23 protein-coding genes are annotated in these 26,960 nt (G+C 47.9%); 15 read left to right on the top strand and 8 right to left on the bottom strand.

Annotated features, from left to right (window positions below; translation table 11 throughout):
• Nucleotides 1–46 precede the first annotated feature (46 nt).
• Nucleotides 47–940: a glycerophosphodiester phosphodiesterase family protein gene (locus Q1B04_RS05115; protein WP_299756388.1), complete on the bottom strand. Its 894-nt coding sequence runs from the start codon at nucleotides 938–940 to the stop codon at nucleotides 47–49.
• An 85-nt stretch (nucleotides 941–1,025) separates the two neighbouring features.
• On the opposite strand from Q1B04_RS05115, the gene Q1B04_RS05110 reads away from it, so the two are divergent.
• A complete protein-coding gene (locus Q1B04_RS05110; protein WP_299756386.1) occupies nucleotides 1,026–2,657 on the top strand; it encodes a glycosyltransferase family 39 protein in 1,632 nt (543 codons plus the stop codon).
• A gap of 572 nt (nucleotides 2,658–3,229) precedes the next feature.
• Here the strand turns inward: Q1B04_RS05110 and Q1B04_RS05105 are convergent.
• Together Q1B04_RS05105 and Q1B04_RS05100 are read right to left on the bottom strand one after the other, a co-directional pair.
• Nucleotides 3,230–3,625, bottom strand: a complete 396-nt coding sequence (locus tag Q1B04_RS05105) for a GtrA family protein (protein ID WP_299756383.1) — start codon at nucleotides 3,623–3,625, stop codon at nucleotides 3,230–3,232.
• 146 nt (nucleotides 3,626–3,771) lie between these two features.
• Nucleotides 3,772–4,188, bottom strand: coding sequence for a hypothetical protein (locus tag Q1B04_RS05100; RefSeq protein WP_299756381.1), 417 nt, complete (start codon nucleotides 4,186–4,188; stop codon nucleotides 3,772–3,774).
• Between the two features lie 278 nt (nucleotides 4,189–4,466).
• Here Q1B04_RS05100 and Q1B04_RS05095 point away from each other — a divergent pair, with 278 nt between their 5' ends.
• The 3 genes from Q1B04_RS05095 to Q1B04_RS05085 all read left to right on the top strand — a co-directional run bounded on the left by Q1B04_RS05095 (nucleotide 4,467) and on the right by Q1B04_RS05085 (nucleotide 6,295).
• A complete protein-coding gene (locus Q1B04_RS05095; RefSeq protein WP_299756379.1) occupies nucleotides 4,467–5,021 on the top strand; it encodes a hypothetical protein in 555 nt (184 codons plus the stop codon).
• Between the two features lie 133 nt (nucleotides 5,022–5,154).
• Nucleotides 5,155–5,610 (top strand): nucleoside deaminase, encoded by a 456-nt coding sequence (locus tag Q1B04_RS05090; protein ID WP_299756377.1) that lies wholly within the window; start codon nucleotides 5,155–5,157, stop codon nucleotides 5,608–5,610.
• 76 nt (nucleotides 5,611–5,686) lie between these two features.
• Nucleotides 5,687–6,295: a superoxide dismutase gene (locus Q1B04_RS05085; RefSeq protein WP_299756375.1), complete on the top strand. Its 609-nt coding sequence runs from the start codon at nucleotides 5,687–5,689 to the stop codon at nucleotides 6,293–6,295.
• A 292-nt stretch (nucleotides 6,296–6,587) separates the two neighbouring features.
• Here Q1B04_RS05085 and Q1B04_RS05080 read toward each other — a convergent pair whose 3' ends face one another.
• Nucleotides 6,588–8,810: a thioredoxin family protein gene (locus tag Q1B04_RS05080; protein ID WP_299756373.1), complete on the bottom strand. Its 2,223-nt coding sequence runs from the start codon at nucleotides 8,808–8,810 to the stop codon at nucleotides 6,588–6,590.
• A 479-nt stretch (nucleotides 8,811–9,289) separates the two neighbouring features.
• Here Q1B04_RS05080 and Q1B04_RS05075 point away from each other — a divergent pair, with 479 nt between their 5' ends.
• The gene (locus tag Q1B04_RS05075) at nucleotides 9,290–10,603 is read left to right on the top strand and encodes a hemolysin family protein (RefSeq protein WP_299756371.1); all 1,314 of its coding nucleotides are present in this window, start codon (nucleotides 9,290–9,292) and stop codon (nucleotides 10,601–10,603) included.
• Between the two features lie 2 nt (nucleotides 10,604–10,605).
• Nucleotides 10,606–11,061 (top strand): hemerythrin domain-containing protein, encoded by a 456-nt coding sequence (locus Q1B04_RS05070; protein WP_299756368.1) that lies wholly within the window; start codon nucleotides 10,606–10,608, stop codon nucleotides 11,059–11,061.
• A gap of 703 nt (nucleotides 11,062–11,764) precedes the next feature.
• Here Q1B04_RS05070 and Q1B04_RS05065 read toward each other — a convergent pair.
• Both Q1B04_RS05065 and Q1B04_RS05060 read right to left on the bottom strand, forming a co-directional pair.
• Nucleotides 11,765–12,283 (bottom strand): gamma carbonic anhydrase family protein, encoded by a 519-nt coding sequence (locus Q1B04_RS05065; RefSeq protein ID WP_299756366.1) that lies wholly within the window; start codon nucleotides 12,281–12,283, stop codon nucleotides 11,765–11,767.
• 76 nt (nucleotides 12,284–12,359) lie between these two features.
• Nucleotides 12,360–13,337, bottom strand: coding sequence for a radical SAM protein (locus Q1B04_RS05060; RefSeq protein ID WP_299756364.1), 978 nt, complete (start codon nucleotides 13,335–13,337; stop codon nucleotides 12,360–12,362).
• A gap of 623 nt (nucleotides 13,338–13,960) precedes the next feature.
• Between Q1B04_RS05060 and Q1B04_RS05055 the strand changes: the two genes are divergently transcribed.
• Nucleotides 13,961–14,569 carry a porin family protein gene (locus Q1B04_RS05055; protein WP_299756362.1) on the top strand — a complete coding sequence of 203 codons (609 nt, stop codon included), beginning with the start codon at nucleotides 13,961–13,963 and terminating at the stop codon, nucleotides 14,567–14,569.
• Between the two features lie 74 nt (nucleotides 14,570–14,643).
• Here Q1B04_RS05055 and Q1B04_RS05050 read toward each other — a convergent pair whose 3' ends face one another.
• A complete protein-coding gene (locus Q1B04_RS05050; RefSeq protein WP_299756360.1) occupies nucleotides 14,644–16,170 on the bottom strand; it encodes an AbgT family transporter in 1,527 nt (508 codons plus the stop codon).
• A 149-nt stretch (nucleotides 16,171–16,319) separates the two neighbouring features.
• Here Q1B04_RS05050 and Q1B04_RS05045 point away from each other — a divergent pair, with 149 nt between their 5' ends.
• From Q1B04_RS05045 to Q1B04_RS05030, 4 genes are all read left to right on the top strand, one after another.
• Entirely contained in the window at nucleotides 16,320–17,219 is a 900-nt protein-coding gene (locus tag Q1B04_RS05045) for an LD-carboxypeptidase (protein WP_299756358.1), read from the top strand.
• 1,029 nt (nucleotides 17,220–18,248) lie between these two features.
• Nucleotides 18,249–18,671 (top strand): hypothetical protein, encoded by a 423-nt coding sequence (locus Q1B04_RS05040; protein WP_299756356.1) that lies wholly within the window; start codon nucleotides 18,249–18,251, stop codon nucleotides 18,669–18,671.
• Between the two features lie 55 nt (nucleotides 18,672–18,726).
• Nucleotides 18,727–19,701, top strand: coding sequence for a hypothetical protein (locus Q1B04_RS05035; RefSeq protein WP_299756354.1), 975 nt, complete (start codon nucleotides 18,727–18,729; stop codon nucleotides 19,699–19,701).
• 682 nt (nucleotides 19,702–20,383) lie between these two features.
• Nucleotides 20,384–20,938, top strand: coding sequence for a hypothetical protein (locus tag Q1B04_RS05030; RefSeq protein WP_299756351.1), 555 nt, complete (start codon nucleotides 20,384–20,386; stop codon nucleotides 20,936–20,938).
• Between the two features lie 16 nt (nucleotides 20,939–20,954).
• On the opposite strand, the gene Q1B04_RS05025 is transcribed toward Q1B04_RS05030, so the two are convergent.
• Nucleotides 20,955–22,121, bottom strand: coding sequence for an IS110 family transposase (locus Q1B04_RS05025; RefSeq protein WP_299756348.1), 1,167 nt, complete (start codon nucleotides 22,119–22,121; stop codon nucleotides 20,955–20,957).
• Between the two features lie 910 nt (nucleotides 22,122–23,031).
• Between Q1B04_RS05025 and Q1B04_RS05020 the strand changes: the two genes are divergently transcribed.
• From Q1B04_RS05020 to Q1B04_RS05005, 4 genes are all read left to right on the top strand, one after another.
• On the top strand, nucleotides 23,032–23,808 hold the full coding sequence (locus Q1B04_RS05020; protein ID WP_299756345.1) for a hypothetical protein: 777 nt from the start codon (nucleotides 23,032–23,034) through the stop codon (nucleotides 23,806–23,808).
• 147 nt (nucleotides 23,809–23,955) lie between these two features.
• A complete protein-coding gene (locus tag Q1B04_RS05015) occupies nucleotides 23,956–25,503 on the top strand; it encodes an IS1182 family transposase (RefSeq protein WP_299756343.1) in 1,548 nt (515 codons plus the stop codon).
• A gap of 117 nt (nucleotides 25,504–25,620) precedes the next feature.
• A complete protein-coding gene (locus Q1B04_RS05010) occupies nucleotides 25,621–26,121 on the top strand; it encodes an isochorismatase family cysteine hydrolase (RefSeq protein WP_299756341.1) in 501 nt (166 codons plus the stop codon).
• A gap of 299 nt (nucleotides 26,122–26,420) precedes the next feature.
• Nucleotides 26,421–26,879, top strand: a complete 459-nt coding sequence (locus tag Q1B04_RS05005; protein WP_299756339.1) for a GNAT family N-acetyltransferase — start codon at nucleotides 26,421–26,423, stop codon at nucleotides 26,877–26,879.
• Nucleotides 26,880–26,960: the final 81 nt, after the last annotated feature.

The raw sequence follows: 26,960 nt of genomic DNA, 5'->3' as shown, positions 1-26,960 counted from the left end.
CCTTGGTTTGCTTTATCTGCCGCAAAGATGTTAACGCACGCTCCGGCTAGTCCAGCATATCGCGCATGGCAGCCACATTATCTGTTTGTATGGCATCAGGTTTCATGTTGATCATCTTGGAAATGCGCGAGCGCGATTTTCCGCCGAAAAGCGCCACCTTCAGCCCTGCCTCTTTTGCCCGTGCTACCTGCTCGGCCGATGTATTGCGGCCGTTGGCGCAGATGCCGAAGAACTTATGCCGCTGTGCGGTTTGCAGCGCCTGCTCAAAGTTTCCGGCCGTGTCTATCATCAATTGCGCCTCTGGCTCTACTTCCCCGAAGGCATTCAGGAAATCAGGGTTAGGCGATATAAACACCACTTTTGGCAACGGGTAATCATACTTACGCAACATAGCCATCAGTGTATGAGCGTAATATAAATGGCGCGCCGGGTTATGGTTGCGCAGGTCTATGTGCAGGTAAGGCAGCTCACTGTACGTACTGAAATGCTGCAGCAAAGTCTCCAAGGCAATGATTTCCTCCTCCTGAAAAAGATCATAAAAAAAGCCGCCTTTATACTTTAGCCCCACTACCTCTGCAGCCGGCAGGTTATCTATAATTCCATTAGCGCTAGTCATACTTTCCAGCGTTACATCATGATAAAGTATAGGCACGCCGTCCTGGCTCAGTTGCACGTCTATCTCTACGCCATCGGCACCATCCTGCTCCATTGCTTTTTTTATGGAAGCCATGCTATTGGAAGGCAGTGGATTAAACGGGTTTAGCGGCGAGAAAAAACCTGAACCTGCGTGGCCCAGCACCTGCACATCTTTGTAACGCAGCTCGTCGTGGCGATACATCAGCCAGGCACCAACAGCCAGCGCCAGCAGCACGAAGGCAAGTATAAAAAGCTTCACTTTCAGCGGCAATTTCCGCTTAGACAGGTGGTGTGTAGAGGCCAAATCAGAAAAAGTCTTATTTAACAACGAAGGTAACACAGAATCTTTATAATTACCGTTAAATTTGCAGTCGCACAACTCTAGTTAAATGCAAAGTACCACCAAATCAACCGTAGCCAAAGCCTTTACCGCCGATGCAGCCACACTGGGCCAGCCACAGGAGCGCTATCTTATTCCGCTCTCAACTATACTTATTATAGCGTTGGCCATCCGTTTGCTGGCTGCGTTTTTCTCCAAAGGCTTTGCTTTCAGCGATGACCATTTTGACGTGATCACTATTGCACAGGGATGGCTGAACGGATTTCCGCTGTGGCTGAACGAGCCGATGCCGCCGCGCCACAGCATGCTTTACGTGCTCCTCCACTACGGTATATTTTATACTTTGGAGGCTGCGGGTATTTTTAGCCCGGAGGTGAAGATGACGGTGGTGCGGGTGGTGCATGCGCTATACTCGCTGCTGGTAGTATACTTTGGCTACAAGCTAACGGAGCGCTTATCGGGCAAGGCAAATGCGCGTTTGGTGGGCCTGATGCTGGCGCTGGTCTGGTTTATGCCCTTTATGAGTGTGCGTAATTTGGTAGAGATGGTGTGCATACCGCCCTACCTGGCCGCTTTTTACCTGATGGTGAAGCAGGAGCAGACGGAGAAAAAACAGTGGCTGCCATACTTTGGGGCAGGATTTTTATTTGCGCTGGCCTTTGTGTTCCGGTACCACACGGTGCTTTTCGGCGCCGGTGCCGGACTGGTGCTACTGTACCAGCGCAAGTGGCGCGAGGCGGTGGCCGTGCTGCTGGGTTTTGCCGTGGGCGCTTTTCTGGTGCAGGGCCTTATCGATATCATCTTCTTCGACTATCCTTTCCACTCCATTGTGGCTTATTACCAGTATAATTCCGAACACGCCAATGACTTCAGTTCCGGGCCGGTATACCGTTTTGCGTTAACCATACTTGGCTTTCTGGTGCCGCCGGTAAGTGCTTTTCTGGTGGTGGGTTACGCCCGCACAGCTAAGCTGGCACCTGCTTTATTTTGGGGTGGCTTGATCTTTTTTGTGGCGCACTCACTGTTCCCGAACAAGCAGGAGCGTTTTATACTTCCGCTGCTTCCGCTCATCATGATTCTGGGCGTTATTGGCTGGCAGCAGTTTGTGCGCGAGTCGGGTTTCTGGCAAAACCGCCGTAAGTTGCTGGCCGCCTCCTGGATTTTTTTCTGGGTGCTGAACCTGCTGGCTACTACAGGAATGGCTTTAACTTACACTAAAAAAAGCCGCGTAGCGCCGCTGGTATACTTATCCGAAAAGCAGAATTTAGATGGCGTGGTGCTAGAGTTCGGCAACCACAGTGTTAAAAAACCACCGCTCTTTTACCTGGGCCGTAGCAGCGCCGTGTATGACAAGTATATAATTGATGAGGACATGGTGTGGGAGGAGTACCTGCACTGCCAAAAGCAGCTGCCCCCGGATTTTGTGATGGCTTATACTTTAAATAAAGATAAAACGCCGCAGGAGCTGCAGCAGGAGATTTCGGCCTCGCCCTACAAACCTGATTACGTGGTGGTGGTAGGCACAAAGGATATGGACGAACGCATGGCTCGCCTGCACCAGCTTTTTCCGCGCTTAGCGTTAGAACATACGATCAACCCATCTCTTTACGATAGGCTGTTGCACCTTCTAAACCCACGCGTTCATAAAGATGAGCATGTGCAGATTTATAAAGTAAGGTAAATTGATTGCTTTTCAGAAGCGTTAGATACGATTTTAATCTTAGATTGGCTTTCGTTTAAGAACTTGGGATGATGCTGGATTTTTAGATTGGCTGGCTTGGTTTTCTCTTTTATAGCTGCTGCTTTATTCGGTTAATAGCAACCTATATTTGCTAGCTGCTGTTTATCCACGGCTTTATATCCTTCTTATTTCACCTCTGGCTTTGGCTCCCTCCAGGCGGGGGTAGGGGCCCTCGATAAGGGCATTGCGCTGTCTACATTTCCTTTGCTCCTGCGTCGCAATTTCGCTGAAGCGAAACCGGAAACCTAGAAGGCGCTCAACCCAAGGACTGGGATCAGTTTTAGATAGCCACTGCTGACGGAGCTTCAACAGAATTCCCCTCCTTAGACTAATGAGAACGAGAGTTCGAAATTAGCGAGCGTAACTCTGAGGGGTTAGGGATGGTTGGATGATACAAGCTGACGGAGCTTTCCAAAGTCTCCCTTTTAGGGGAGCAGGAGTGTTTGGACCCGGCGCTGCAGAGAATCCTGCCTATCCTTACATCCTGCAAATCCTGATTCAGACAAAACATACTATCCTGTAAAAGTATAGAGGTAGTTTATGGAGAAATTCCAGAAGAAGACAAGTACTACGGCAATGAACTTTGAGACGTAGAAATTAAGTTTTGCGCGATCAGTCAGGAGGTAAATGATGAGGTTGTTGAGAAGCAGGCCCACCACTGCAGCGGCCAAAAACTTTGAGAACTGCCACCCAATTTCAGGGTCCGCGCTATGGAAAGTCCAGACGCGGTTGAGGTAAAAGTTGCTTGCGCTCGCCAGCAAAAAGCCGAGGCTGTTGGCAACATACTTGTTCCAGCGCAGCACCTCCTTTGTTAGAAACGTTGCCCCAAAGTCTAGCAGAAGGCCTGTAAAGCCTACCACTCCAAATTTGAAGAACTTATAAAAAAGGCTTTGAAAACTTTCTGACATCCGGTTTATACTTTGCAGCTTCTGCACTGGCTACAGCACAGGCGCTACAAAAGTAATAGACTTAGGCTTTGCTACCAACCCTACTTTTTGCGCACAAACCGGTTTGCAACAGCAACTGCAGCCCTAAGGCCGCAGTTGCTGCGCTATTACTTGAAAAAACCGCCTAACTTATCCTTCAGGCCACCACCTATTAAGCCACCAAGCAAATCGCTCTGGCTCATGCTTCCTGCCTGCCCTCCTATTTTCTGCATAATGAAATTGATCGCAAACGGTGCCACCTGCTTCGCCACGCTTTCGGGTATGCCCAGCTTAGAGGTAAGGTCTCCCACATACTTGTTGATGATGTTATTGACAGCGCCACTCTCGGCTGGGGCTTTGTTTCCTTTAAAAACATCCATCAGGCCGCCCATGTCGCCGCTGCCGGCACGTTGCTTCAGCTCGTCTACCACATTATCTTTTGCCAGGTCCACAGACTTGTTGGCTGTATCAGGCTGCAGGTCGAATTTATTTTGCAACTCTCCGGTTAGCTGCCCCTTCAGGTTATTGATCAGATTTTCTATCATAGCTCTTTTTTAATTTTTAGAATTCCTCTAACAACATCAAACAACAGGGCAGAAAAAGGCCGGCGAATCAGAATTATACTTTGCTTTAAGATGTTTGGCTACCGGACTCATGTATGTCTGCCCTATGGAAAGTATAACGGCAACGCCCGCACAAAGATATTAATGGCCTTAGCCATACTTGAAGTATAAACTTTATCTAATTCTGGCAGAATTATTGCATAATAAAAGCCAACAGATTTCTTTTCCTTAATATTTAATAGCTTTGCCGATACAAACACATGAACATGCGATACCTTGCCTTTTTAGCCATTATACTGATAGCCGGAGTCACTTTTGCACAATCTAAACTGAAGAAAACGCAGATTAGCAAAGAGATTAGCGTGCTGATGCCCCAGGATTTTATGCCGATGCCCGATGATGGCATTGCCCGCAAATACCCTGCCTCTACGCGTCCGCTTGCTGTGTACACCAGCCCGAATGGCCAAATTGACTTTAGCGTAACTCAAAAGCAGTCGCAGTTTAAGGAGGGGGATCTGGAAATGCTGCGTGAGTTTTATAAGGCAAACTTAATGGAGAAGTTTACTCAAGTGGATTTTATACGGCAGGAGGTAACGCAGGTAAAAGGCGAAAACTACCTGGTATTTGAGTTTGTAAGCAAGCTGTCTGATGATCGTGCTTCTTCTATGTTAGCGCCTGTGCAAAAGTATAGTATTGTGCAATACACCATCAAAGGCGATCAGCTTTACATCTTTACCATGCATGTGCCTTTCTCCATGAAAAACGACTGGCAGCAGACAGCCCGCGAAATGATGGGCTCCATTAATATTAAATAACCACTACTACCTACCTATCTACTACGCTAAAGGCCTCTTCTTTTTGGAGGGGCTTTTTTGCTGCTCGGCCCCGCCACACTTAACTGCCGCCACCATACTTGTATTTTAAGCCTGATGTGCCCATCTTTACTATATGGCAACAGACTTTTTATCCATCCACAGCGATGAGCACTTTATGCAGCAGGCGTATAAGCAGGCGCAGTACGCTTATGAGGAGGGCGAGATTCCGATTGGGGCAGTAGTGGTGGCCAATAACCGCATTATAGCCAAGGCTTATAACCAGACCGAGAAGCTAAACGATGTAACAGCCCATGCCGAGATGCTGGCCCTTACCGCCGCCGCCGAGTACCTGGGCAATAAGTACCTGCACGACTGCACGCTGTATGTTACCGTAGAGCCTTGCGTCATGTGCGCCGGCGCCAGCTACTGGGCACAGCTTAAACGGGTGGTTTTCGGAACATCGGAGCCGAAGCGCGGTTATAGAAAAGTAGGGAACCTGCTGCACCCCAAAACGGAGATGGTAAGCGGTATTATGGCTCAGGAGTGCGCCGACCTGATGGCCTCCTTCTTTGCGGCTAAAAGAAATTAACTAACTTTGGAGCGATGCCGTACAATCTTAATTGTATGTACAACAAAATTTTTCAAACATAAATCTATATAAAACTATGGCTTTCGAACTTCCGAAACTACCTTATGCCTACGACGCATTGGAGCCGCACATTGATGCGCGCACCATGGAAATCCACCATACAAAGCACCATCAGGCTTACACTGATAACCTGAACAAGGCTATCGCTGGCACTGACATGGAGAACATGAGCATCGAGGAAATCATGCGCAATGTAAAAGAAGACAACAAGGCTGTTCGCAACAACGGTGGCGGTTACTACAACCACAACCTATTCTGGACAATCCTGTCTCCGAACGGTGGCGGCCAGCCTTCCGGCGAGTTAGCCGATGCTATCAACTCTGCCTTCGGTTCTTTTGATGAGATGAAAGAGAAGTTTAACGCTGCCGCTGCTACGCGTTTCGGTTCGGGCTGGGCCTGGCTTTGCGTGAAAGACAGCAAGCTGGAAATCTGCTCTACTCCTAACCAAGACAATACCTTGATGCCTTTCGCAGAAGGTTGCGGCGGACAGCCAATCCTTGGCCTGGACGTTTGGGAGCACGCCTACTACCTGAACTACCAAAACCGTCGCCCGGATTATATCAGCGCGTTCTGGAACGTGGTGAACTGGGAAGAGGTAACTAAACGCTACAACGAGGCAAAGTAGTCTTTTTTAGACACTAGATATTAGACGTTAAGTTTTAGACTAACCGTCTAACAAAAAATCCCCGTCATTGCTGGCGGGGATTTTTTTATACTTGCTCCGGTTTTTAACTCAAATAAAGTAAAAACAATATGAAATTGATCAGACCTGAAATCATTGGCACTCTAAAAATAGAACAAATGATGGCAGGCAATTTTGCCGTTATCAATGATATTAAATCAGTAAACTAAATAGAGCAAAAGCGGGTGAGGTAATCTATCTTTAAATTATCTCATTACCTAAATCCTATCCTGAATTACTTCTGCGCCACCTGCTGCTTGTTGTTGTAAGCCTCCACGCCAGCATCTAGAAACTCGACAAAGTTGTTTACATTCAGATCGTAAGCGATAGGCTTTACCAGTACATTCTCGTTTTCGTCCATCAGCACATAGTATGGCTGGGCGTTTACGTTGAACTTTGTGATCTGGTAATCGGCATACTTTTTACCGATGGTTTTTTTCTCTTTACCGTCATAATCGCTGGTGTACCACTCGCTTTCGGGCAGTTCGGTACGATCATCTACGTAAAGTGCGGCAATTACATAATCCTCGCGCAGGCGTTTCAGCACCTCTGGGTCAGACCATACGTTCTGCTCCATCTCGCGGCAGTTTACGCAGCCATGCCCGGTAAAATCTATAAAGATTGGTTTGCCTTGCTCTGCTGCGCACTTTTTGGCCTGCTCCAGGTCGAAATAGCCCTGCAAGCCGTGTGGCAGGTGAAGGAAGTCTCCATACTTAGGCGGCTCGCAGTTTTCGTTTGTGTTGGCTGCTAGCACTGCTGTTCCTCCCCCACCTTGGCGCGCAATCGTATTCAGGTCAAAATCCTGGGTAGTTTGCGGCGGCAGGTAACCGGCCAAAGCTTTTAGCGGAGCGCCAAATAAGCCCGGAATCAGGTATACCACAAAGCCAAACGTAAGTATGGCGAAGAACAGGCGCGGCACGCTAACATACTTCAGGTCAGAATCATGAGAGAACTTGAGCTTGCCCAGCAGGTAGAAGCCCATCAGCGTAAAAATTACGATCCAAAGCGCCAGGTATACTTCACGATCCAGGATGCCCCAATGGTATACTTGGTCGGCCACACTTAGGAACTTGAGCGCCAGCGCCAGCTCTATAAAGCCTAGCACCACCTTTACCGAGTTTAGCCAGCCGCCGGATTTAGGCAAACCGCTCAGCCAGGACGGGAAAACGGCGAAAAGCGTAAACGGCAAGGCAAAAGCCAGCGAAAAACCGAACATACCTACAATCGGGCGAATGGTTTCGCCTCCGGCAGAGGCAACAAGTATACTTCCCACAATCGGGCCGGTGCAGGAGAAAGAAACCAGCGCCAGCGTAAAAGCCATGAAGAATACGCCTATCCAGCCGCCTTTATCAGCCTGAGAGTCTACTTTGGTGAGCCAGGAACTCGGCAACGTTATCTCAAACATCCCGAAAAACGACATGGCAAACACCAGGAAGATCAAAAAGAACAGTACGTTAGGCAGCCAATGCGTACTGATAAAATTAGCGCCATCCGCACCGAATAATCGGGCCACAATGGTGCCTATCAAAGTATAAATTGCGATGATAGACAGGCCATACACAGCGGCTTTCAGGATGCCCTGTGCTCTGCTGCCCCCGCTACTGGTAAAAAAGCTTACCGTCATGGGTACCATCGGGAACACGCAAGGAGTTAGCAGCGCCACCAAGCCAGAGCCGAAGGCCACCAGCATAAAGGCCCACAAACTTTCTCCGCCTGCTGTGGCTGGCGCCTCATCAGGAATAGCAGCTATAGTTGTGGCAGAAACAGCATCACCCTCATTTAGGCTGGCAGCAGCCGGTGGTGCAACAACCGAATCTGAAGAGGCACTTGCAGCTGCGGTTGCTAGGTCTGGCACTTCTTCAACCGGCACCTCCTCTTTCTGCTGATGTTGCTGTGCCTGCTGCTGCTCTACGGTGTTTTTCTTCGCTGCTTCTTGCGCTGGCTTAGCGGCAGGCGTTGCTGTACCACTAACAGTAATCTGCTTATTTGTGAAGGAGAAAGTATCATCAAACGGAATGCAACGTCCATCCACATCGGTGCAAACCTGGTATTCATATTCACCTTTTACCAGCAAATCAGGTTGCAGCACACGGATCTTTTGCCTGAACTGGGCTGTGCCGGTAAAGTAAGTATACTCCCCCTCCCACAGCTCATCATACTTCTTTTTAGGCTTAATGGGCACTATTTTGCCTACCAGTTGGTAAGACGGGTGCTTCTGAAAGGTGAAGGTGGTTACCATGGGCCCAAGGTCCGGATCGAAATCAGAGGAGTAGAGGTACCAATCCTTATCAATCTTAACATTAAAGATAAGCTCCACCTCCTCGCCAACGGCCACTTGTTTTTTGGAGACATCGTAGCTCCAGGAAGCAGGCTTTAGTACCTGCGCCTGCACTGCAAAGGCTGTTATGAAGAACAGCAACGTAGCCAGCAGCCGTCTCAGCATTATAGTTATGATCATAGGTTAAGGGTTATACTATACTTTAAGAGCGTATTCCGTTTTGCCAGCGCAAAAACCAGATAAACTTGTGCCCTTAAACAACAGCCTTAGCTGCGCTTCTTATTAGGTATACTTTTAAACTAAACTACTGCAAAAGTAGGCATTTTTACTGGGAGGCGTCACGGGCTTTAGTGCTTGTTTGCTAAACAGCTTATTTAGCAACCTTAACGTTTGTCCTCCCGCCCCAGATAACAGGCCGCTCTGCAGCTGCTCGTTACCGCTACAACACGTCGCTACTAATTTTTATTCCTTCCGGGCAGCATCCTTAAACGTAATTTTAAAGCTAAAATTCTTAAATTATCTACTGAAAAACACTTTCAGCAGCCGTACAGGCATCATTGGCCGTAAAATATAGCACGTATAGCATATACACCTATAAAAGGAGCATGTATTTTACTAATTTTACAGCTTTGCTGATGTAACACGGCAAACCTATACATATGATATTTGATATATTCTTAACGATATTCCTTGTGCTGCTAAATGGCTTCTTTGTGGCCGCTGAGTTTGCCATTGTGAAAGTACGAGCCTCACAGATTGAGCTGCGGGCTCAGACGGGCAGTGCACCGGCAAAGCTGGCGCAGCTCATGCTCACCCACCTTGATGCCTACCTTTCGGCCACGCAGCTAGGTATCACCCTGGCATCGCTTGGTTTGGGTTGGATTGGCGAGAGTGTGGTGGCGCAGATGGTGATTAACGTGATGGAGGCTTTCGGTTTTCAGGGCAGCGAAACACTGGCACACACCATAGCCCTGCCTATTTCCTTTGCCATTATTACTGTGCTGCACATTGTATTTGGTGAGCTGGCTCCAAAGTCGCTGGCCATACAACGCCCGGAATCTACTTCTTTGGCGGTAGCTTATCCGCTTCGCTTTTTCTACGTCCTGTTCAAGCCATTTATCTGGCTGCTTAACGGTTTGGCAAACATGGTGTTGCGCGGCCTAGGCATACAGCCTATGCACGGGGCGGAGGTACACACAGCCGAGGAGCTGCGCCTGCTATTTGAGCAAAGCGCGGAAGGCGGCGCCATCCATGATTCTCACCACGAGCTTATCGAGAATGTGTTTCAGTTTAACGAGCGCATGGTGAAGCAGATCCTGGTGCCGCGTACAAAAATGGTGGCCGTTGACGTGAACATCCCAGAGGACGAGCTCATGGAAATCGTGTTTAATGAAGGCTATTCGCGCCTGCCCGTGTACAGCAGCAATATCGATAACATAGTAGGTATACTTTATGTGAAGGATATCCTGAGCATTGTTAGGCTTGGCAAACCCATCGTTATTGAGGACCTGATGCGCCCGGCTTATTTTGTGCCGGAGACAAAGAAGATTAACCGCCTCCTAAAGCAGTTTCAGCGCCGCCACCTGCACATGGCCATTGCCACCGATGAGTTTGGGGGGGTGTCCGGTATCGTAACCATAGAGGATATTATTGAGGAGCTGGTAGGCGAGATTCAGGATGAGTATGATGAGGAGGCTCCGATTGTAGAGCGTTTCAGCGATTTCGAGTATAAAGTAAATGGTTCTGCCACTGTATCCGACGCGAATGATTATTTGCCTTATCCGCTGCCTGAGGGCGAGGATTACGAAACTGTGGGCGGACTGCTGAACGTGATTTACGGCCAGATTCCGGAGAACCTGAACGAGACAACCACCTTCCATCAGTACCACGTACGCATCCTCGAAAAATCAGATCGCCGTGTGGAGTGGGTGCTGCTAACAGTGCTTGAAGAAGACCGAAAAGCCATCAGCTAAGTATGAAGCGCCATGAAAGCCTTGTTCCGATCTCACGCCAACACCACGGAGGCTTATTAACGGCAAGGCTGCTGCAGCATGGCGCACCGCCTTATAAAGGCATGCCCAGCACTCCGGCCACTAAGCGCGATTATGTAGTAGCTTACCTGCAGGAGCACCTACTGCCACACTTCAGGCTGGAGGAGGAAACAGTTTTTATACTTGCCTCTGATCACTCGGAAGAGCTAAGGCAGCAGGTACAGGCACTGCAAGCCGAGCACCAGCAACTGCAGCAACTTATACTTGCTTTACCAGATGTTGCGGAGCAAAACCTCCCGGATGCATTAGATGGAGTGGGCAAACTGCTGGAGCAGCACATCCGGCAGGAAGAGCGCGTGTTTTTCGAGCAAATGCAGCAGCAGTTATCTGATGAGAAGCTGACGCTGTTGCAGCAGCAGGTTCTGGAGCATCTGGGCTGATTTTTTATTTCTTAGGAGCTTTGGGCTGGATTTCTAACAGTATCTTTCCCTTGTAATATTATTTGCCTGTTGTTGATGCTTGGAGTATACTTTGGCTATGCTTTATACTTTCTTAGCTGCTGTTCTCTTCAATTTGAAACAAGCTATACTTACTAGCCTTTGTTCATCCTCAGTCCTACAAACTTACCGTTTCATTTCTGGCTTTGACTCCCTCAAGGCCGGGAGGCCTCGTCTTCCCGCATCGCGCTGTGTATTGAAGCTGCCATCGCTCCGCTGCAGGCTGCCCTTACGGGCAACGCATCAATACAAGGCGCTCAACGGAAAGACTGGGATCAGTATTCGATAGCTACCGCTGACGGAGCTTCAGCAAAACTCCCCTCCTTAGACTAGTGAGAACGAGAGTTCGAAACTAGCGAGCGTAGCTCTGAGGGGTTAGGGGTGGTTGAATGATACAGCTGGCAGAGCTTCCTAAAGTCCCCCTTTGAAAGGTGAAGAGGTATGCAATCGTCTACAGAATTTAAATCTTGAAAATATTCTATCTGCCGCGAGTTTTCAACTCGTGGTGCATCATGCTCATGAGCTTTCAGGTCACGTAAGCCAACTGAGCGTCTGGTTTTCCCCGCAAGCTGAAAGCTTGCCTAATAGAGAACCACGAGTTGAAAACTCGCGGTAGAAATGCTACAAGGCTTTAATTTATCAGCAGTCATACTTTCCCGCTGAACCAGCCGCTGTACATTACATAGTTGTTAGCGGTTTTGGCCAGCCCTTCTATCTGCTCCGGGCTCAGTTGTTTTACCTTGCGGGCCGGAATACCGGCATAAATCCATCCCGATTCACACACAGTGTTTTCCAGCACAATGGCACCGGCGGCTACAATGCAGTTCTGCTCTACCACGGCATTATCCATCACAATAGAACCCATGCCCACCAATGCGTTATCATGCACAGTGCAGCCATGTACAATGGCATTGTGGCCGATAGAGATGTTGTTTCCGATAGTGGTAGCGGCTCGCTCATACGTGCAGTGGATCACGGCTCCATCCTGAATATTGGTTTTGTTGCCAATGCGGATGCTGTTTACATCACCGCGAATAACGGCATTAAACCAGACGGAGCACTCATCGCCCATCACTACATCCCCAACAATAGTGGCGTTCTCGGCAATCCAGCAGCCTTCGCCCATTTGCGGTCTCACACCTTTTACCGGAAGTATAACTGGCATAGTTTAAGTTAAAAAGTTAGAAAATTCAGAAGTTAGAAAGTTAAAATATGTTGTTTGGCAAAATCAACAGCAAATATCAGATAAGCCTTTTCCAGGTGCCCTTCAGGTAATTATACTTTAAGGTGCTGGGCAGGGCTTTCCAGAAGTACTTATTAAGCTCTACGGCAAAGCTCGGCTGCATATAACAGTTAATGGTGCAGCCTTCACAGGCCGGGAGCCTTCCCTCCTGCCGTTTCAGCTCCTCCACCTCCTGGCTCAAGTATAAATCGTGTAAATTACCCGCTATTGCGAAGCTCTTTGTGCCCAGATGGTAACAAGGCAGCACCAGTTCGTTTTCCGGTGAGATGACGAGTGTCGTGCTGGCGGCTTTGCACACCGGTTTGGAAGTTTTATTGCCTCCGTCCAGGCGCAGCTGCACAAAGCCCTCGTTCAGGTATACTTGCTTGCGCTTGCCGAAGTCGCTCAGGTAGCGGAGCTCCTCCTCTGTCAGCCGCTCACCGGTTTCTACCTGGTTGTACTCAAAAGCAGGGTTAAGTATCAGCACCAGCTTGTTCGGAAGTATGATTTTCTGGTACACTTCCTCCAGCTGATGCAGGTTATGCCGAAACACCGTGAACAAGATATCCGGCTGCTCCCCCAGCTCCCGCGCCACTTTTATCGACTCCATCACAAAATCGTAGCAAGCCACGCCACGGCCAAGGTCGTGCTCTTCTTTATCAGCCGAGTCGAGGGAGAAGTGCAGCATGTCTACTTTTCCTTTTAGCCGCTGGGCCAGCTTTGGGTAAAGCATGGCGTTAGTGGTGAGCGTGGTAACAAAGCCCATATCGTGCGCCAAACCCAGCATCTGGTCTATCTGGCGGTGCAGCAGCGGCTCGCCGCCTGTAAAATCTATCACCTGCACCCCCAGCCGCTTCAGGTCGCGCAGGTTCTGCTCCACGTCCGGCAGCATGATGTAAGGCGATGGCCGCTCCCAGATATCACAGAACGAGCACTTTGCGTTACAACGGTACGTAACGTAGTAATTACAAAGTACAGGTTTGGTTCTAAGGCGCATAAAAAGTGCTTGGCGAGTTCAAAAGTATGAATTCTGTTCGGGAAATGCAGGTAAAAGATGCAGTATGCTCCTGCCGGAGATATCACGTTTATACTTCATACTTTGAAACCGCACTTTTCAGGAACAAACATTTTATTTAACCGCATACAAACTCATCTCTAAATAAGGGAGAAAATTTAGCTCGATAGTTGCCTGATAAGACGAGGCAGGCTACAGCTAAATCAGACTCTGGCAAAGATTTTCGGATGTGCTCCACAGATCTTTATCATGTCCTGAAGCTCTTAGATAACAGGCAATTAAAGGACAACCGCCACTGTAAAAGCAATGTGTTTGTCGGGCTAGGAAGTGCGTTTGTCTAAAGAATATCGGAAATGGCATGTTAAAGATGGTTGTTTGTATAATTATGCAGATTGGTATGGCTTTTGTAACTATCTTTGTATCATAAAGCCAAAGGGAATGTTTGTTTAAGGTGAGATGTAAATAAGATCCCAAAATATCTACTACCGAAAGGAGGATATTGGCATAGGCCGCCCTTACCCAAGGGCGGCTTTTTTTGTGCACTAACGTATAGTACAAGTTCGTTAGATCATTTGTCGGCACCCTAACCAATATCTTTTTTAGCTATGAAAAAAATCCTTTTATCCACGATGTCTGTGCTGGCTATTAGTATGGCGGCGCAAGCACAAGTTTTTCAGGCCGGCGTTAAGGCTGGCGTCAGTTCATCTCAAGTAAAACTGAGCGGCATCCAGAACGATCCGCAGCAGTATGCCTCTGCCGAGCATATAACCGGTTACCACGCAGGCGCTTTTACACGGCTGCAGCTGCTGGGCCTGCTGCTGCAGCCAGAGGCTATTCTTTCTTCCTCGGGTGGTATGGTAGCGGTAAAAGATGATGCCAACAGTACCATTGTGCGCGTAGAGAAGTTTAGGTTTAACCGCCTGGATGTGCCGCTTTTGGTGGGCTTCAACTTTCTGCGTGTTGCGCGGGTGCAGGCCGGGCCGATGGCCTCCATGCTTCTGTCGGCCAAGCAGGAAGGGCGCACCGTTAAGGACTACTACAACAGCTCAGATTGGGGCTACCAGGCTGGCCTGGGGGTAGATATCGGCAACTTAACCATAGACGTTCGTTACGAGCGCATCAACCGCAATTTTACCAACACATCCCAGCAAAGCGGCGGCAAGATCCGAAACGAACAGTTCCTGGTAAGTATGGGCCTCAAACTAATTAAATAAACTGATACACATAGAAAAGCCGCAGGAACTCATGCTTCTGCGGCTTTTCTGTGTGCATTAATTTCAATTAAGAACTATGGCATGTACAGGTTAGCACCAGGCCCGATTGGCAGATCCAGCAGAATCCAGATAATGAACAGCACGATCCAGCCTAGCAAGAAAGCCACAGAGTATGGCAGCATAGTAGAAATGACTGTACCGATACCGGCCTTCTTATCATAACGCTGAATAAAAGCCACAATCAACGCAAAGTATGACATCATAGGAGAAATAATGTTAGTCACGCTGTCGCCGATACGGTAAGCCACCTGCGTAAACTCCGGCGTGTAACCCAGCAGCATAAACATCGGGATGAATACCGGTGCCATAATAGCCCATTTGGCAGAAGCCGAGCCCATCACCATGTTTATAGAAGCGGCCACCACAATAAACATGATCATCAGCGGAATACCGCTTAAGCCCATTGTTTTAAGGGCATCGGCACCGTTGATGGCCAGGATAAGCCCCAGATTGGTCCAGTTGAAGTAAGCCACAAACTGCGCCGCAAAAAACACCAGCACAATGTATGAGCCCAGCGTTTCCATGGATTTGGACATGCCGCGCATCACATCACTGTCGTTTTTAATGGTTCTGGCTCCTACGCCGTAGGCAATGCCGGCAATAGCAGCCAGCAGGAAAATAAAGGCCACAATACCCGACATAAACGGCGAGTGCAGTATCTCATTAGTTTCAGGATCTCGCAGGTAGCCATTCTCCGGCAGCAGGCCTCCAAGTATAAAAGCCGTCATCAGCAGTATGGCAATGGTTGCGTACAAGAGGCCGCGTTTTTCCTGCGGGTTAAGCCTGTCTATACTTTGCGGTTTCTCGTCGCCTTCGTATTCTCCGAGCCTCGGAATTACTATTTTTTCGGTTACCCATGTGCCCAGGGCCGCAATAATAAACGTGGACACAAACATAAAGTAGTAGTTGGCTGCAGGGTTAACCGCATAATTCGGGTCAATAATCTTAGCTGCCTCTGTAGACAGGCCAGCCAAAAGCGGATCTACGGTGCCGAGCAACAGGTTAGCACTGTAGCCACCAGACACACCGGCAAAGGCAGCAGCCAAACCAGCCAACGGATGGCGGCCTGCCGCCAGAAATATTACCGCCGCCAACGGCACCAGCAGCACATAGCCAACTTCAGAAGCTGTGTTAGACAGCACTCCTGAAAATACAATTACAAAAGTAAGCAGGCGCTTCGGCGACGACAGCACTACCAGACGCAGCACTGCCCCAATCAGGCCGGTGCCCTCGGCAATGCCAATACCAAGCAAGGAAACCAGCACAGTGCCCAGCGGCGCAAAGTCGGTAAAGTTGGTTACCATGCGGGTCAGTATCATGTGGAGGCCCTCGGTAGAGAGCAGGTTAAACGGTGTTACCGCCTGGCCGGTGCCAGGGTGCGTTACAGCCATATCAAACTGGCTGGCCACCCACGAGAGTATAACTACCAGCAGGGCAAAGCCGGCAAAAAGCGTTGCAGGGTGCGGCAGGGCATTGCCAATGCGCTCCACCACCGACAGGAACTTATCCACGCCTGATTTTTTCTTCTGTACTTGTGTCATAAAAAGGATGAGGTTGATTAGCTTTTCACGCAGGTTGGCTGCATGAGGTAATGGCTCTAAAATCGTGTCCGAAGATGGCTAAAAATTGCCGTGTTCGCAAATCTTGCCTAAAAGCCATAAATTAGCCCAACGCTAAACCAAGTATAAAGATGATTCCAAGCCTGCGCCCCGGCGATAAAATTGCCATTATTGCCACTGCCCGTAAAATCTCCCACCCTGAAATTGAAATGGCCGTTCGGGTTTTTGAGAGTTGGGGCTTGCAGGTAGTGGTGGGGCAAACTATTGGCGCCAGTTACAACTATTTTGCCGGCGATGATGCCCTGCGCCTGCAGGACCTGCAGCAGATGCTGGACGATGAAAGTATTGAGGCCATTATTTGCGGCCGTGGCGGCTACGGCACCACCCGCATCATAGACCAGGTAGATTTTACCAAGTTCCGGAAGCACCCCAAGTGGCTGGTAGGCTTTAGCGATGTAACTGCTCTGCATAGCCATATTCATAACCTAGGCCTGCAAAGCCTGCACGCTATTATGCCGCTTCTCTTCCCGAAGGAGGGCGCCGAAGACTCTATTGAAACGTTGCGCCGTGCGCTGTTCGGCGAGGATTTAAACTATACCGTTGCGCCGCATGCCTTTAACCGCACCGGTACCGGCACTGGCCAGTTGGTAGGCGGAAATCTTTCGATGCTGCACACGCTCACCGGCACCCGCTCCGACATTAGCACCGAAGGTAAAATCCTATTCTTAGAAGATCTGTGCGAATACCTTTACCACATCGACCGTATGCTGGTGCACCTCGACCGCAGCGGCAAACTTGCCAACCTGGCCGGCCTTATCATTGGCGACATGAGTGATATGAACGATGCCGCTGTACCTTTTGGCAAAACTGCTTCTGAGATTATACTAGAGCACACAGGCAAGTATAATTATCCTGTTTGCTATGGTTTTCCGGTAGGGCACGAGCCGCTAAACCTGGCTCTTATTTGCGGCCGTGTGGCACAGATGGAGGTAAGTGAAGCTGGCACCAGATTAGCCTACAGACAACTATAGCTACTGCTATAAATACGCCTGCCAATTAATAACCAACACTTTGTCTTTGTCTAAAAGCAGGTAGCCATAATCGTAGCAGAAGTAATAGGTGTTGCCCTGCTTTGTGGTACAGGTGCGTAAAATACCTGAAACCAAGGCCGGCCTGCTGAAGAACATTTCTTCGTAGAGTAGTTTTGCCTTAAGGACTCGCTCTGCGTAGTATGATTCGGTTTTAGCGTAGCGCCCGATTAACCTGTCGCGTTAACTTCTCTGCTTCATCTTGCAGCTTCTTTTGGTTTCCTGCTCTTGCCCGGCATTGGTCAGAGCATTTTTTTTCAATCTGCCTGATAATGCTTTCTCCGCCATGCCCGCATACTTTTACAACTGGTGCCATGCTTGTACATTTTATCCGTGTATACCCGGATAACCCGGGTATACACGGATAATTCACGGGTAGCGCTTTAACACGTGTCACTTTAGGCTTTGTATTACTCTTTACCATATATGCTCCTATTATATACCACACCAATGGGAAATATGTATCTGCCTCTGGTACAAGCCCGATCAACGCATAGGCAAACACCCGAAAGAGAGCAGCTTTATAAAAAACTCTAAAACCTACAAACGCTATGTAGCGCACACAACGCAGCAAACCATAGAGCAACTGCACCAGCATTTTCTGAGTATTGCCCTGGTAGACAAGCGCTCCCTGAACCGTCCAAAGCACCTGCGACCAACTATGGGCGTAGTTATGACCGGGCCTAACAAACAATCGGAGCCTTTAGATGCCTTAGTTACCAGTGGTACCTAGGGCACAGGAGCAGTAAGACCACCGAAATTTACACGCTCGTGGCCACCTACGCCTTGGATGAAATTGTAAGTCCGCTTGATAATTTGTAGAACATAACTATATTAGTGTTGCGCTATGGAAGAATGGAAAAGAAAGCAAGATCTAAAACGAAAACCTGTAGAAAAGGTCTTAACAGTACTCCACACATAGTGCAGATAGTAGGAGTAGGTACTCCTACTATACAGTAGTTATGTGTAATCATGAAAGATGAAAACCTCGCAATACCATTAATATTGACAGCCTTTTTGCTAGTGTCGTCTTTTGTGCCTGTAGCTCAGATATTGCTGATTTACTTGAATTCTGCACTTGTGTATCCAATAACAAGAATAGCTGGAACAGATAGTATGGCTGTGCATTATGTTACGGATGGACTTCTTGCGACAATCACCCTATTAGGCTTTTATAATTCTAAAAAAACAATTTGGAAAATCCTTTCAGCTTTTGGTTTTACACTCTTTATGCTGCCGATGCTGTTATATGCAACAGAGGGGATATTTAATGAAGAAGACCAATACTATCTAAGGTTCATGTTTTTCGGAACCATAGTAGGTATACCGTTGGTATTGGTGGGAATATTAAAAATGAAGAAAGAACGTCTTCACATAACACGGCACAGGCTTTAAGCTTCGGCTACGCCTCGCTCATAGCCTGTACTAACCGTTAGCTTTTAACTCAATTATGAAGAAATCTTTTTTTGTGATGTTTTCCTGTGCCTTCGCACTAAACTCTTGTTTTAGCCAGACCTCTAAAGATGTAGTAAGCAAGGACAGTGGATTTGCAGAGCAACATGCAGATAGCGGCAGGTATGATAATGGAGTTAAAGTAGGTCATTGGGTGGAGTATAGCTATGACACTGTGCAGACCATGCCCGTGTTGATTGTAGAAGTGGATAAGAAAAGGAAAGGTGAGCTACCACAGAACCTTCTGCTAAGAAAGGAGACAGGAGAATATGCTCTGGGATTGCGTGAGGGTAGATGGACTTTTTACACCAAGGCAAGTAATCAAGAGCCAGCAGTGTGGAATAAAACAGGAGAGACAGATTATCAATCAGGTAAGAAGCATGGACTTGATATATCCTTTGATATAGCTGGGGACACAGCTACAGTTGCATCCTATGTAAATGGAGAGGAGCATGGCATTGGAAAGTTGTTCCACCCCAACCTCTCAAACAAGGTGTGGAAAGTATACAAAGCTGCTGATGGAGAATCACAGCTGTTAAAAGAATTTTATCCTTCTGGTCAATTAAAATCGGAGATTATTAAAATTGGAGATACTAAAGACCAGAAGCTTTATCAAATCAAGCTCTACTACGAAAATGGGCAGCTTGCTACAGTTGGGCAGATGGATGATAACGAGAAATGGAATGGCAAGTGGAGTTCATATCATGAAAATGGTAAACTAAAGTCAGAAGCAAATTACCATAACGGGATAGAAAATGGACTGACACGATTTTACCATGAAAATGGGCAATTATGGAGTGAGCGTGTTTATGTTGATGGAAAGTTGTGGGAAGTGAAATCAAATTTTGACAGGTTGGGCAAAAAAAAGGATAAAGGTTCCTTGAGCAAGGGCACAGGAGATGTGAAGCTGTATGATACGAATGGTGACCTGCAAGAAGTGGTAAAATACATCAATGGTGTAGAGCAAAAATAAAGTCAGAAGCTAACACGGCACATGCTCCATACTCGGTTACACCTCGTTCGCAGCATGTACTAATCCGTTGGCCGTGATTGGGCTTATTTTCAGATTTTAAAGTGGCGTGTCTTTCATGCTTTTTAGGGCTGGAGGGCATCAAAGGCCACTAAAGCGGGCAAGCGGCTGGAAAAAGAGCCAAAGGCATGAATGGAGTTTAGGCCGTGAAGTCTTGCTCGGCGAAGCCGGGAGAAAGCGCGTGCTTTCGGACGGGGGCGTCCAGGCAAGACTTTGGAGGGGCGAAGTTAGCGTCGGGAATTGACAAAGTCAAGGGGCTGGCTTCGGCCCGGGGTGGCTCTTTTTCAGCGGGTTGCCGGCAATAGAGAGGCCGATGATTTAGTTGGTTTCGTTTTACCTTAGGCCAGCCCAAGGCCTGACGCCTCCGGCAACGTCGCTAATACCGCATTAACGGCATTGCCCGCGGCTAAAGCGCCACTTAAGAAGAAGTTTAAGGGGAGAAAATAACCCAACCATGCAGGGTGTTTTCCCAAAAAATAGAAATAAGAAAGTTCGCATTAATCCGGGAGAAAAAGGGAAAACAACCTCGACCAACACCGTCCAGATGCCATTGGAGGAACCTTGCAGAGCACAGCGATCCTCCAACGAGACACCACCTGGACTAACGTTGGGTAGCATAAAAAAAATGAACGTAGAAAAGAGAGAGCAAGGGGAGTCTTCTATTTTGACAATCAACCCAAGCCATAAACCTATAGGAATAGCCGTATTCGTTACGTTGATTTTGGTCGGCTTCATTGTTGTATTGATTCAATCAATTGACCAAATAATAGAAGGTAATTTTAATTTGTTTTTCACTATAATTTTTGGATTCTTTTTCTGGGGGGCTTATTACAAGTTTTTCAATTTTTATTGGGCAATTCTTGGAAATGAGATTGTTGAAATAAACCCTGACTTCATAAGATATACGAAGTGTGTTTGGTTTTTAAGGCGTTCAAAAAAGTATGAAAAAACTAAAATTGGAGAATTTCAAATTGTAGATAATTCCAACTCATTTGGAGCCGCTGGAACATTGATGTTTGGTGTTTCAAACATTAATGTTCAATTTAACTATGGTCGTAAAATAGAAACGATTGGAAAACAGATTGATGAGGACGATGCCAAGCAAATATTAATAGAACTGGAAAACAAAAGTTACGCTACCCAATCGAGGTACTGTCTTAAAAAGCAAGTGAAAGTATAGGATTATTTTATTAATTTCACTTTAGCGAAAAGAGAGCTTCAGGCGATTCGTTGCACGGAAGTTCATTTTGTGTAGCCCTGGCAATAGCCGGGGCTACTTGTTTTCTGTCTCCTTCGGAGCCAAGCGAAAAGAGAGGCTTCGGCTCCTCATTACCGGAAGATTCTTTCTGCCCGAAGCTTGGGTCATAAGCTTCATCCTTCCGCCACAGTGCCCAGATGAGAATCAGCAGTTTCCGCTGCACGGCAACGTAGGCCTGCATCTTTGTTTTGCCCCTTGCGATCAGCCGCTGGTAGAGCGCCACAAAGGCGGGCTCTTTGAAGCGCACCACGCCTAAAGCGGGCAAATGCATGGCCCGGCGGATGTGGGCGTTACCCTTCTTGGACATCCTGGTAGTAGCCGCTTTTTTCCCTGATTGGTTTTCCACGATGTCATAGCCGGTGTAGCTGACCAACTGCCCCTGGTTTTCGAAAGTGGCAAAACCGTTGGTCTCGGCCAGCAGTACAGCAACAGTCTTGATGCCTACGCCTTTGATAGCGGTTATTTTCTCCACCCTTGCCCATAGTTTCTCATCCTGCTCAATTAGCGCGGTGATAGCACCTTCCAACCCCAGAATACCTTTCTCCAGCGAGAGAAGCACTTTCTTCAGGTTCCTTTCTACCTCCTTTACCGGATAGGCGCTGTGCTGCAGGGCATGGAGCTGGTTGAGGCATACGGTGCGCTGATTGTTAAAGTCCTCCAGCTGCCGGGTCAAGAGGCGCAGCCGGTAGATGTTTTCGGATAAAGGCTGCCAGAGGGGCAGGCGCTGCTCCAGGCCCATACGTGCCAGGCCTTTGGCATCCATCTTGTCGTTCTTGCTTTTGTTGCCGGTGGCCTGCAGGTACCTTTTGGCTTTAGTGGGCAGGATCACAGACAGTTTATAGCCTTTCTGGTGAAGGTGCCAGGCCAGTTGCTCATAATAAATGCCGGTGGCCTCTAATAAGATGCCTATCTCTACTCCTGCTACCTTCTTTGCCTCCAGCCACTGCTGCAGTTGCTTGAAGCCCGCCGTACTGTTTGAAAAGCTCCTACTCGCTTTTACTTTGACGTACTGCTGTATGTCTATGGTGGAGAACACTACTTCAAGAGAGTCTTTAGAAATGTCAACTCCCAGGTTTTGTCTTACGACGGAGGTGTCTTTTTTCATGGGAAAGGTAGCTTTAGGTAAGAAGTTTCATCTTTAGCCTATACTCACAACTGATGCTAGGTCTACACATAGAAGTATAGCCTTTAGGTACTGTTCAGGCTCGGGATGAAATGAAAGAAGAGGGGTTTCTCGATTGCAACATCCAAAGTGTTTAGTAGACCGGATTAATCCTCTCCTTTCACATTGTCATCATTGAAGTTACAAAAGTTTGAAATTGTACTTCAACTTGTTGCTGTAAATATATGAGTAGACGGCCCCGTCAGCGTTAGCTGACGGGGTGCGCCTCTCACACCACCGTACGTACGGGTCGCGTATACGGCGGTTCGTCAAGGATAGCAGAGCCGCTCTTTACACCAGCCATGCCCTTGCCCTAGTTTGGGATAAGGCTAGCAAACTCCACCGTTTGAACCTCCTTATCGGATTTCGGGCAGCTTAACGTTCAGCCCTTCACCGCCCTGTGAGGCCTCCGCAGCGCTTACGGCTCGTTTCCAGGCGGCTACTATGGCTTCTGCTGACTTCTCGTCCTGTACGCGACAGGGCGAGACCTCCCCAGGTAAGACGCTTATCCTTCCACCTAATCCTGCTGCATCTACAAAGAGCCGTTTGTTGGCTAGGGGCTTTGCAAAGATGTGCTTGCTTACCCGCGACTCCCTGCCTCTTATGCAGTTTCTGTTCGTCAGTTCAGGCTTTTGCAGTCCTGCTTCCTTCACTGCACCCCTCACGAGATACCAGCTTGCAGCTTGCTAATCGGCTTCACCAACTTGCCGGTAAGGGATTTGCACCCTCTGGATAATCTGAGTATATTCCTTTCGAAATATAACTCGTGCCATGCTGGGCACACACAAGAGCTAAAATTCATCGCTGCCCTTTGGGACAGCAACGCTTTTTAGCCTAACCGTTAGCACACATTATGGAAGAACTAAAAGAAGAGCAGATATTAAAGGGCTTCTGGTGCTGGGACACAGAATCAAAGTTCCCTCCAAAATCGATAATAAGAGTAGAAGACTATTACCCTAAGTCAAAGCTCAACTTATCTATCACACAGTTAGACACAGCTTCAAAGGTGCAAAAAAAGATAGTGGAACAATGGTGCGAACTTCTTCCATCTTTAGCCGATGTTAAATTCTTATGGCTTAGCAGCAAGGTAAGCCAGAACATCTTTGATGCTGTTTGTAAGATGCCAAATCTGGAAGGTTTATACATCAAGTGGAGCAGTATAAAGGATGTGTCTAATCTAAAACAGTTAAAGCACCTAAAGCATCTGCATATAGGAAGTTCTGCTCAAGTTGAGAGTATAGAAGTTCTGAGTGATTTAGATAAGCTTGTAACCTTAGAAATAGAGAATTTCAAAAAAATTGCTGACTTCAACCCAATATCCAGTCTGGTAAAGTTACAGGGTTTAGGAATTGATGGAAGCATCTGGACAGCTCAGAAGCTAACTTCACTTAAGCCTTTGGAAAATTTAACAAGACTTAAATACCTGACTCTTCTAAACACCAGAATATTAGATAAGTATTTTGAACCAGTACTGAAACTTAAGGACTTAGTTCGCTTCAATGCATCTTGGAACTATCCTGAAGCCGAATTTGAAAAACTCAAGTCACTTCCAAAGCTAAAGTACGGCAATGTAGAAACCAGCCTCAAAGAAGTAAGAGAGAAGACGCAGATACAACTTGAAGAAAAATAACAAGTGCTAACCACGTGCAGCTTTTATGTTCGGCTTTGCCTCACCCATTAGCTGCACCAGTCCGTCAGACTGTCTAATAACATCTTCCTTCCTGCAACTTTTATCGAGCTAAGTGGCTAATTTATAGTAGACTTACCCACTTTATCTATGAAATTCAAACAAGCCTTTAGCCGCACCGAGCCTCCCGGTGGCGGGGTTAGCCTGGAGGAGCTGATTTCTGCCGACAACGAGGCGCGCTTCATCGATGCTTTTGTCGATTCGCTTCCCCTGGATAAATTAGGTTTCCGCACCGATTTCCCTGAGAACGGCCGCCCGGCCTACCACCCGACTGTTTTGCTCAAGCTGCTCGTCTACGGCTACCTGAACCGCATCCGCTCCTCGCGCTGCCTTGAGAAAGAGTGCCGCCGCAATATCGAGCTAATGTGGCTCCTGGGCCAGCTGGCCCCCGACCACAACACCATCGCCAATTTCCGCAAGAACCATTCTAAGGCTATCACCCGCGTCTTCCGGGCTACGGTCAAAATGGCCCGGCACTTTCAACTGATCGGGGGAGAGCTTTTGGCAGGGGATAGCACCAAGCTGCGGGCCCAGAACTCGAAGAAGAACAACTTCAACCGGGGCAAGATCGCCCGCCACCTGGCCTATATCGAGGACAAGCTCTCTGACTATCAGCTGGCCCTGGCGCAGACAGACCAGGCCTGCCAAACAGGACAGCTTTTGGATGCCATGGCCCGCCATGCGCTGCGGCGCGAGTATTACCTCAAGCTCCTGCAGCAGCTCCAGGACTCGGGCCAGGACCAGGTCTCCACCTCCGACCCGGAGAGCCGGCAGCTGATCATCCGCAATACCATCACCGAGGTGGCCTATAATGTAGAGGCCACCGTGGACGCCCGGCACTGCCTTTTGATCGACTACCGCGTGACCAACCACAACGACCGCCAGGCCATGGGCCCGATGCTCCGAAGAGCCAAGAGCATTGTGAGAAACAACTCCTTCACGGCCCTCTTCGACAAGGGCCACTACGCCGGCTCGGAACTGGAGACCGCCCGGGGGCTGGGCATCACCGCGCTGGTGGCCAGCCCGGCGCCGGCCGCCAATGCCCCGGATCCGGCCTACAACGTGGAGTTCTTCGCCTATGACCACGCCAGCGATACCTACACGTGTCCCCAGGGTTTCACCCTCACCACCAACGGCCATGTCTACACCAAGAACCTGAACCGCTCCAGTCCGACCAGCTTCCGCCAGTACCGCACCAAGGCCTGCAAGACGTGTGCGGTTCGGAGCCTGTGCACCACGGCCAGGAACGGCAAGCTCATCGAGCGCAATCTTTACTCACCGCTCTTTGAGCTCAACCGACAAAATGTAGCTGCCAACCCGGAGCTCTACAGGCGCAGGCAGGCCATCGTCGAGCATCCCTTTGGCACCATCAAGCGGCAGTGGGGTTACAGCTACGTGCTCACTAAAAAGGGCATGGTGAGCGCTGCGGCCGACGTGGGGCTGATGCTGGTGGCCTACAACCTGCGCCGCATCCTCAAAATCGTCGGCCTGGAGCGGCGGCTGGCTTACTGTGCGGCATTTTTAAGTGTACTGTGGCACTTGAGGGCTGTGCATGGGGCATGTTGGCCAGGCTTTGGTCAGAGAAGAAAAGGCCTGATCATGTGTGCAGTATATTTGCAAATTACTATCTTTAGCTAAGAAACGAACGGAGGTTTTTAGACAAACTGACGTTAGCTGCAACCGAACAAGCGACAGTGAGGTAGTCACTGAAATAGAGAATTGAATTAGTACGTAAAAATAAAAGAAGGAATTTCCATGCAGAAAAAGTCTTTAGTAGTAATTGACATTCAAAATGACATTACCAAAAACTACAAAGAAATCATTGACAATATTAATGGATCAATAGATTGGGCCGTGGAAAATGGAATTCATGTGGTTTACATAAGGCATTATAACTTATCTGACGGCACAAGGACTTTCAAACCTAATACTCGTGGGTCTGAATTAGTTTCGGACATGAAGTTGGTTTCTAAAAATATTTTTGAAAAATCCAAAGGCAACGCATTGACCAGCGAAGGTTTTGCTGACTTTGTCAAGAAAAATGAAATAAGCGAATTTTACATTACAGGAGCAGACGCCATTGCCTGCGTGAAATCAACCGTATATAATATGTGCAAGGAAAACTACAAAGTTACAGTCTTATCAGATTGTATTACGAGTTATGATAAAAGGAAGATTGACGAAATGCTAGACTATTACGAGAAGAGAGGAAGTGAAGTATTCACACTTGAGGAATTAAAAAACTCCTGCTGCTAACAAGATTTACACCTTATGCTTCGGCTTGCAGCCTCTCACACAGTAAACACTAGTAACGTTCACAATTCTAAAGACACTCTCCACAAGATGCAGACGTACAACGGGGAGCTTTAAAGTATACTTTAGTTGCTGGCTCATACTTCAACACTAAAATGGCAGGCTCAGCTATAGCCTTAGTGAATTATTGAAAAAAGTAGCTTCCCATTCTCGAAATTACACATAGTTTCCGTGCTCTTCAGGTGCTTATTTAAAATGAGTAAGCATTATTTGGTAAAGTATACTTACGAAATAAAGATTGCATGATCAGGTTGTACACAAGCGACGATAGAGAGAAGCTTTTAGCTTTGTTGAGGCTCAACACTCCGCAGTATTTCGATAAGGCTGAGGAGAGCGACTTTATAGATTACCTGCACAACCACCTGGAAGAGTATTACATTGTTGAAGACCAGGGGGGAATAATTGGTTCGGGAGGAATTAACTACTTCCCAGATTCAGGGCTGGCCCGCATATCCTGGGACATCATTCACCCTGACCACCAAGGGAAAGGCATCGGGAAAAAACTTACGCTATTTAGAGTTAACAGGATTAAAGAAAACCCAGCCATCCGCAAAATTGTAGTAAGAACCACTCAACTGGTTTACAAATTCTACGAGAAGGCTGGATTCACTTTAGAAAAAACAGAAAAAGACTTTTGGGCTCCTGGCTTTGACCTGTACCAGATGCAAATGCCGCTACAAAACGACAACACAACCAACTAAACGCTGCCCGGCATCTCAATAACCTGAAAATCACTCTGCTTATACTTAGAAGCTACCAAGTATAAACTGTATTTCTGCGAT

This window comes from uncultured Pontibacter sp. (assembly GCF_947495565.1).
Classification (GTDB): Bacteria; Bacteroidota; Bacteroidia; order Cytophagales; family Hymenobacteraceae; genus Pontibacter.
The sequence above is the reverse complement of the archived record's forward strand: the minus strand, read 5'-3'. Positions and strand labels throughout refer to the sequence as shown.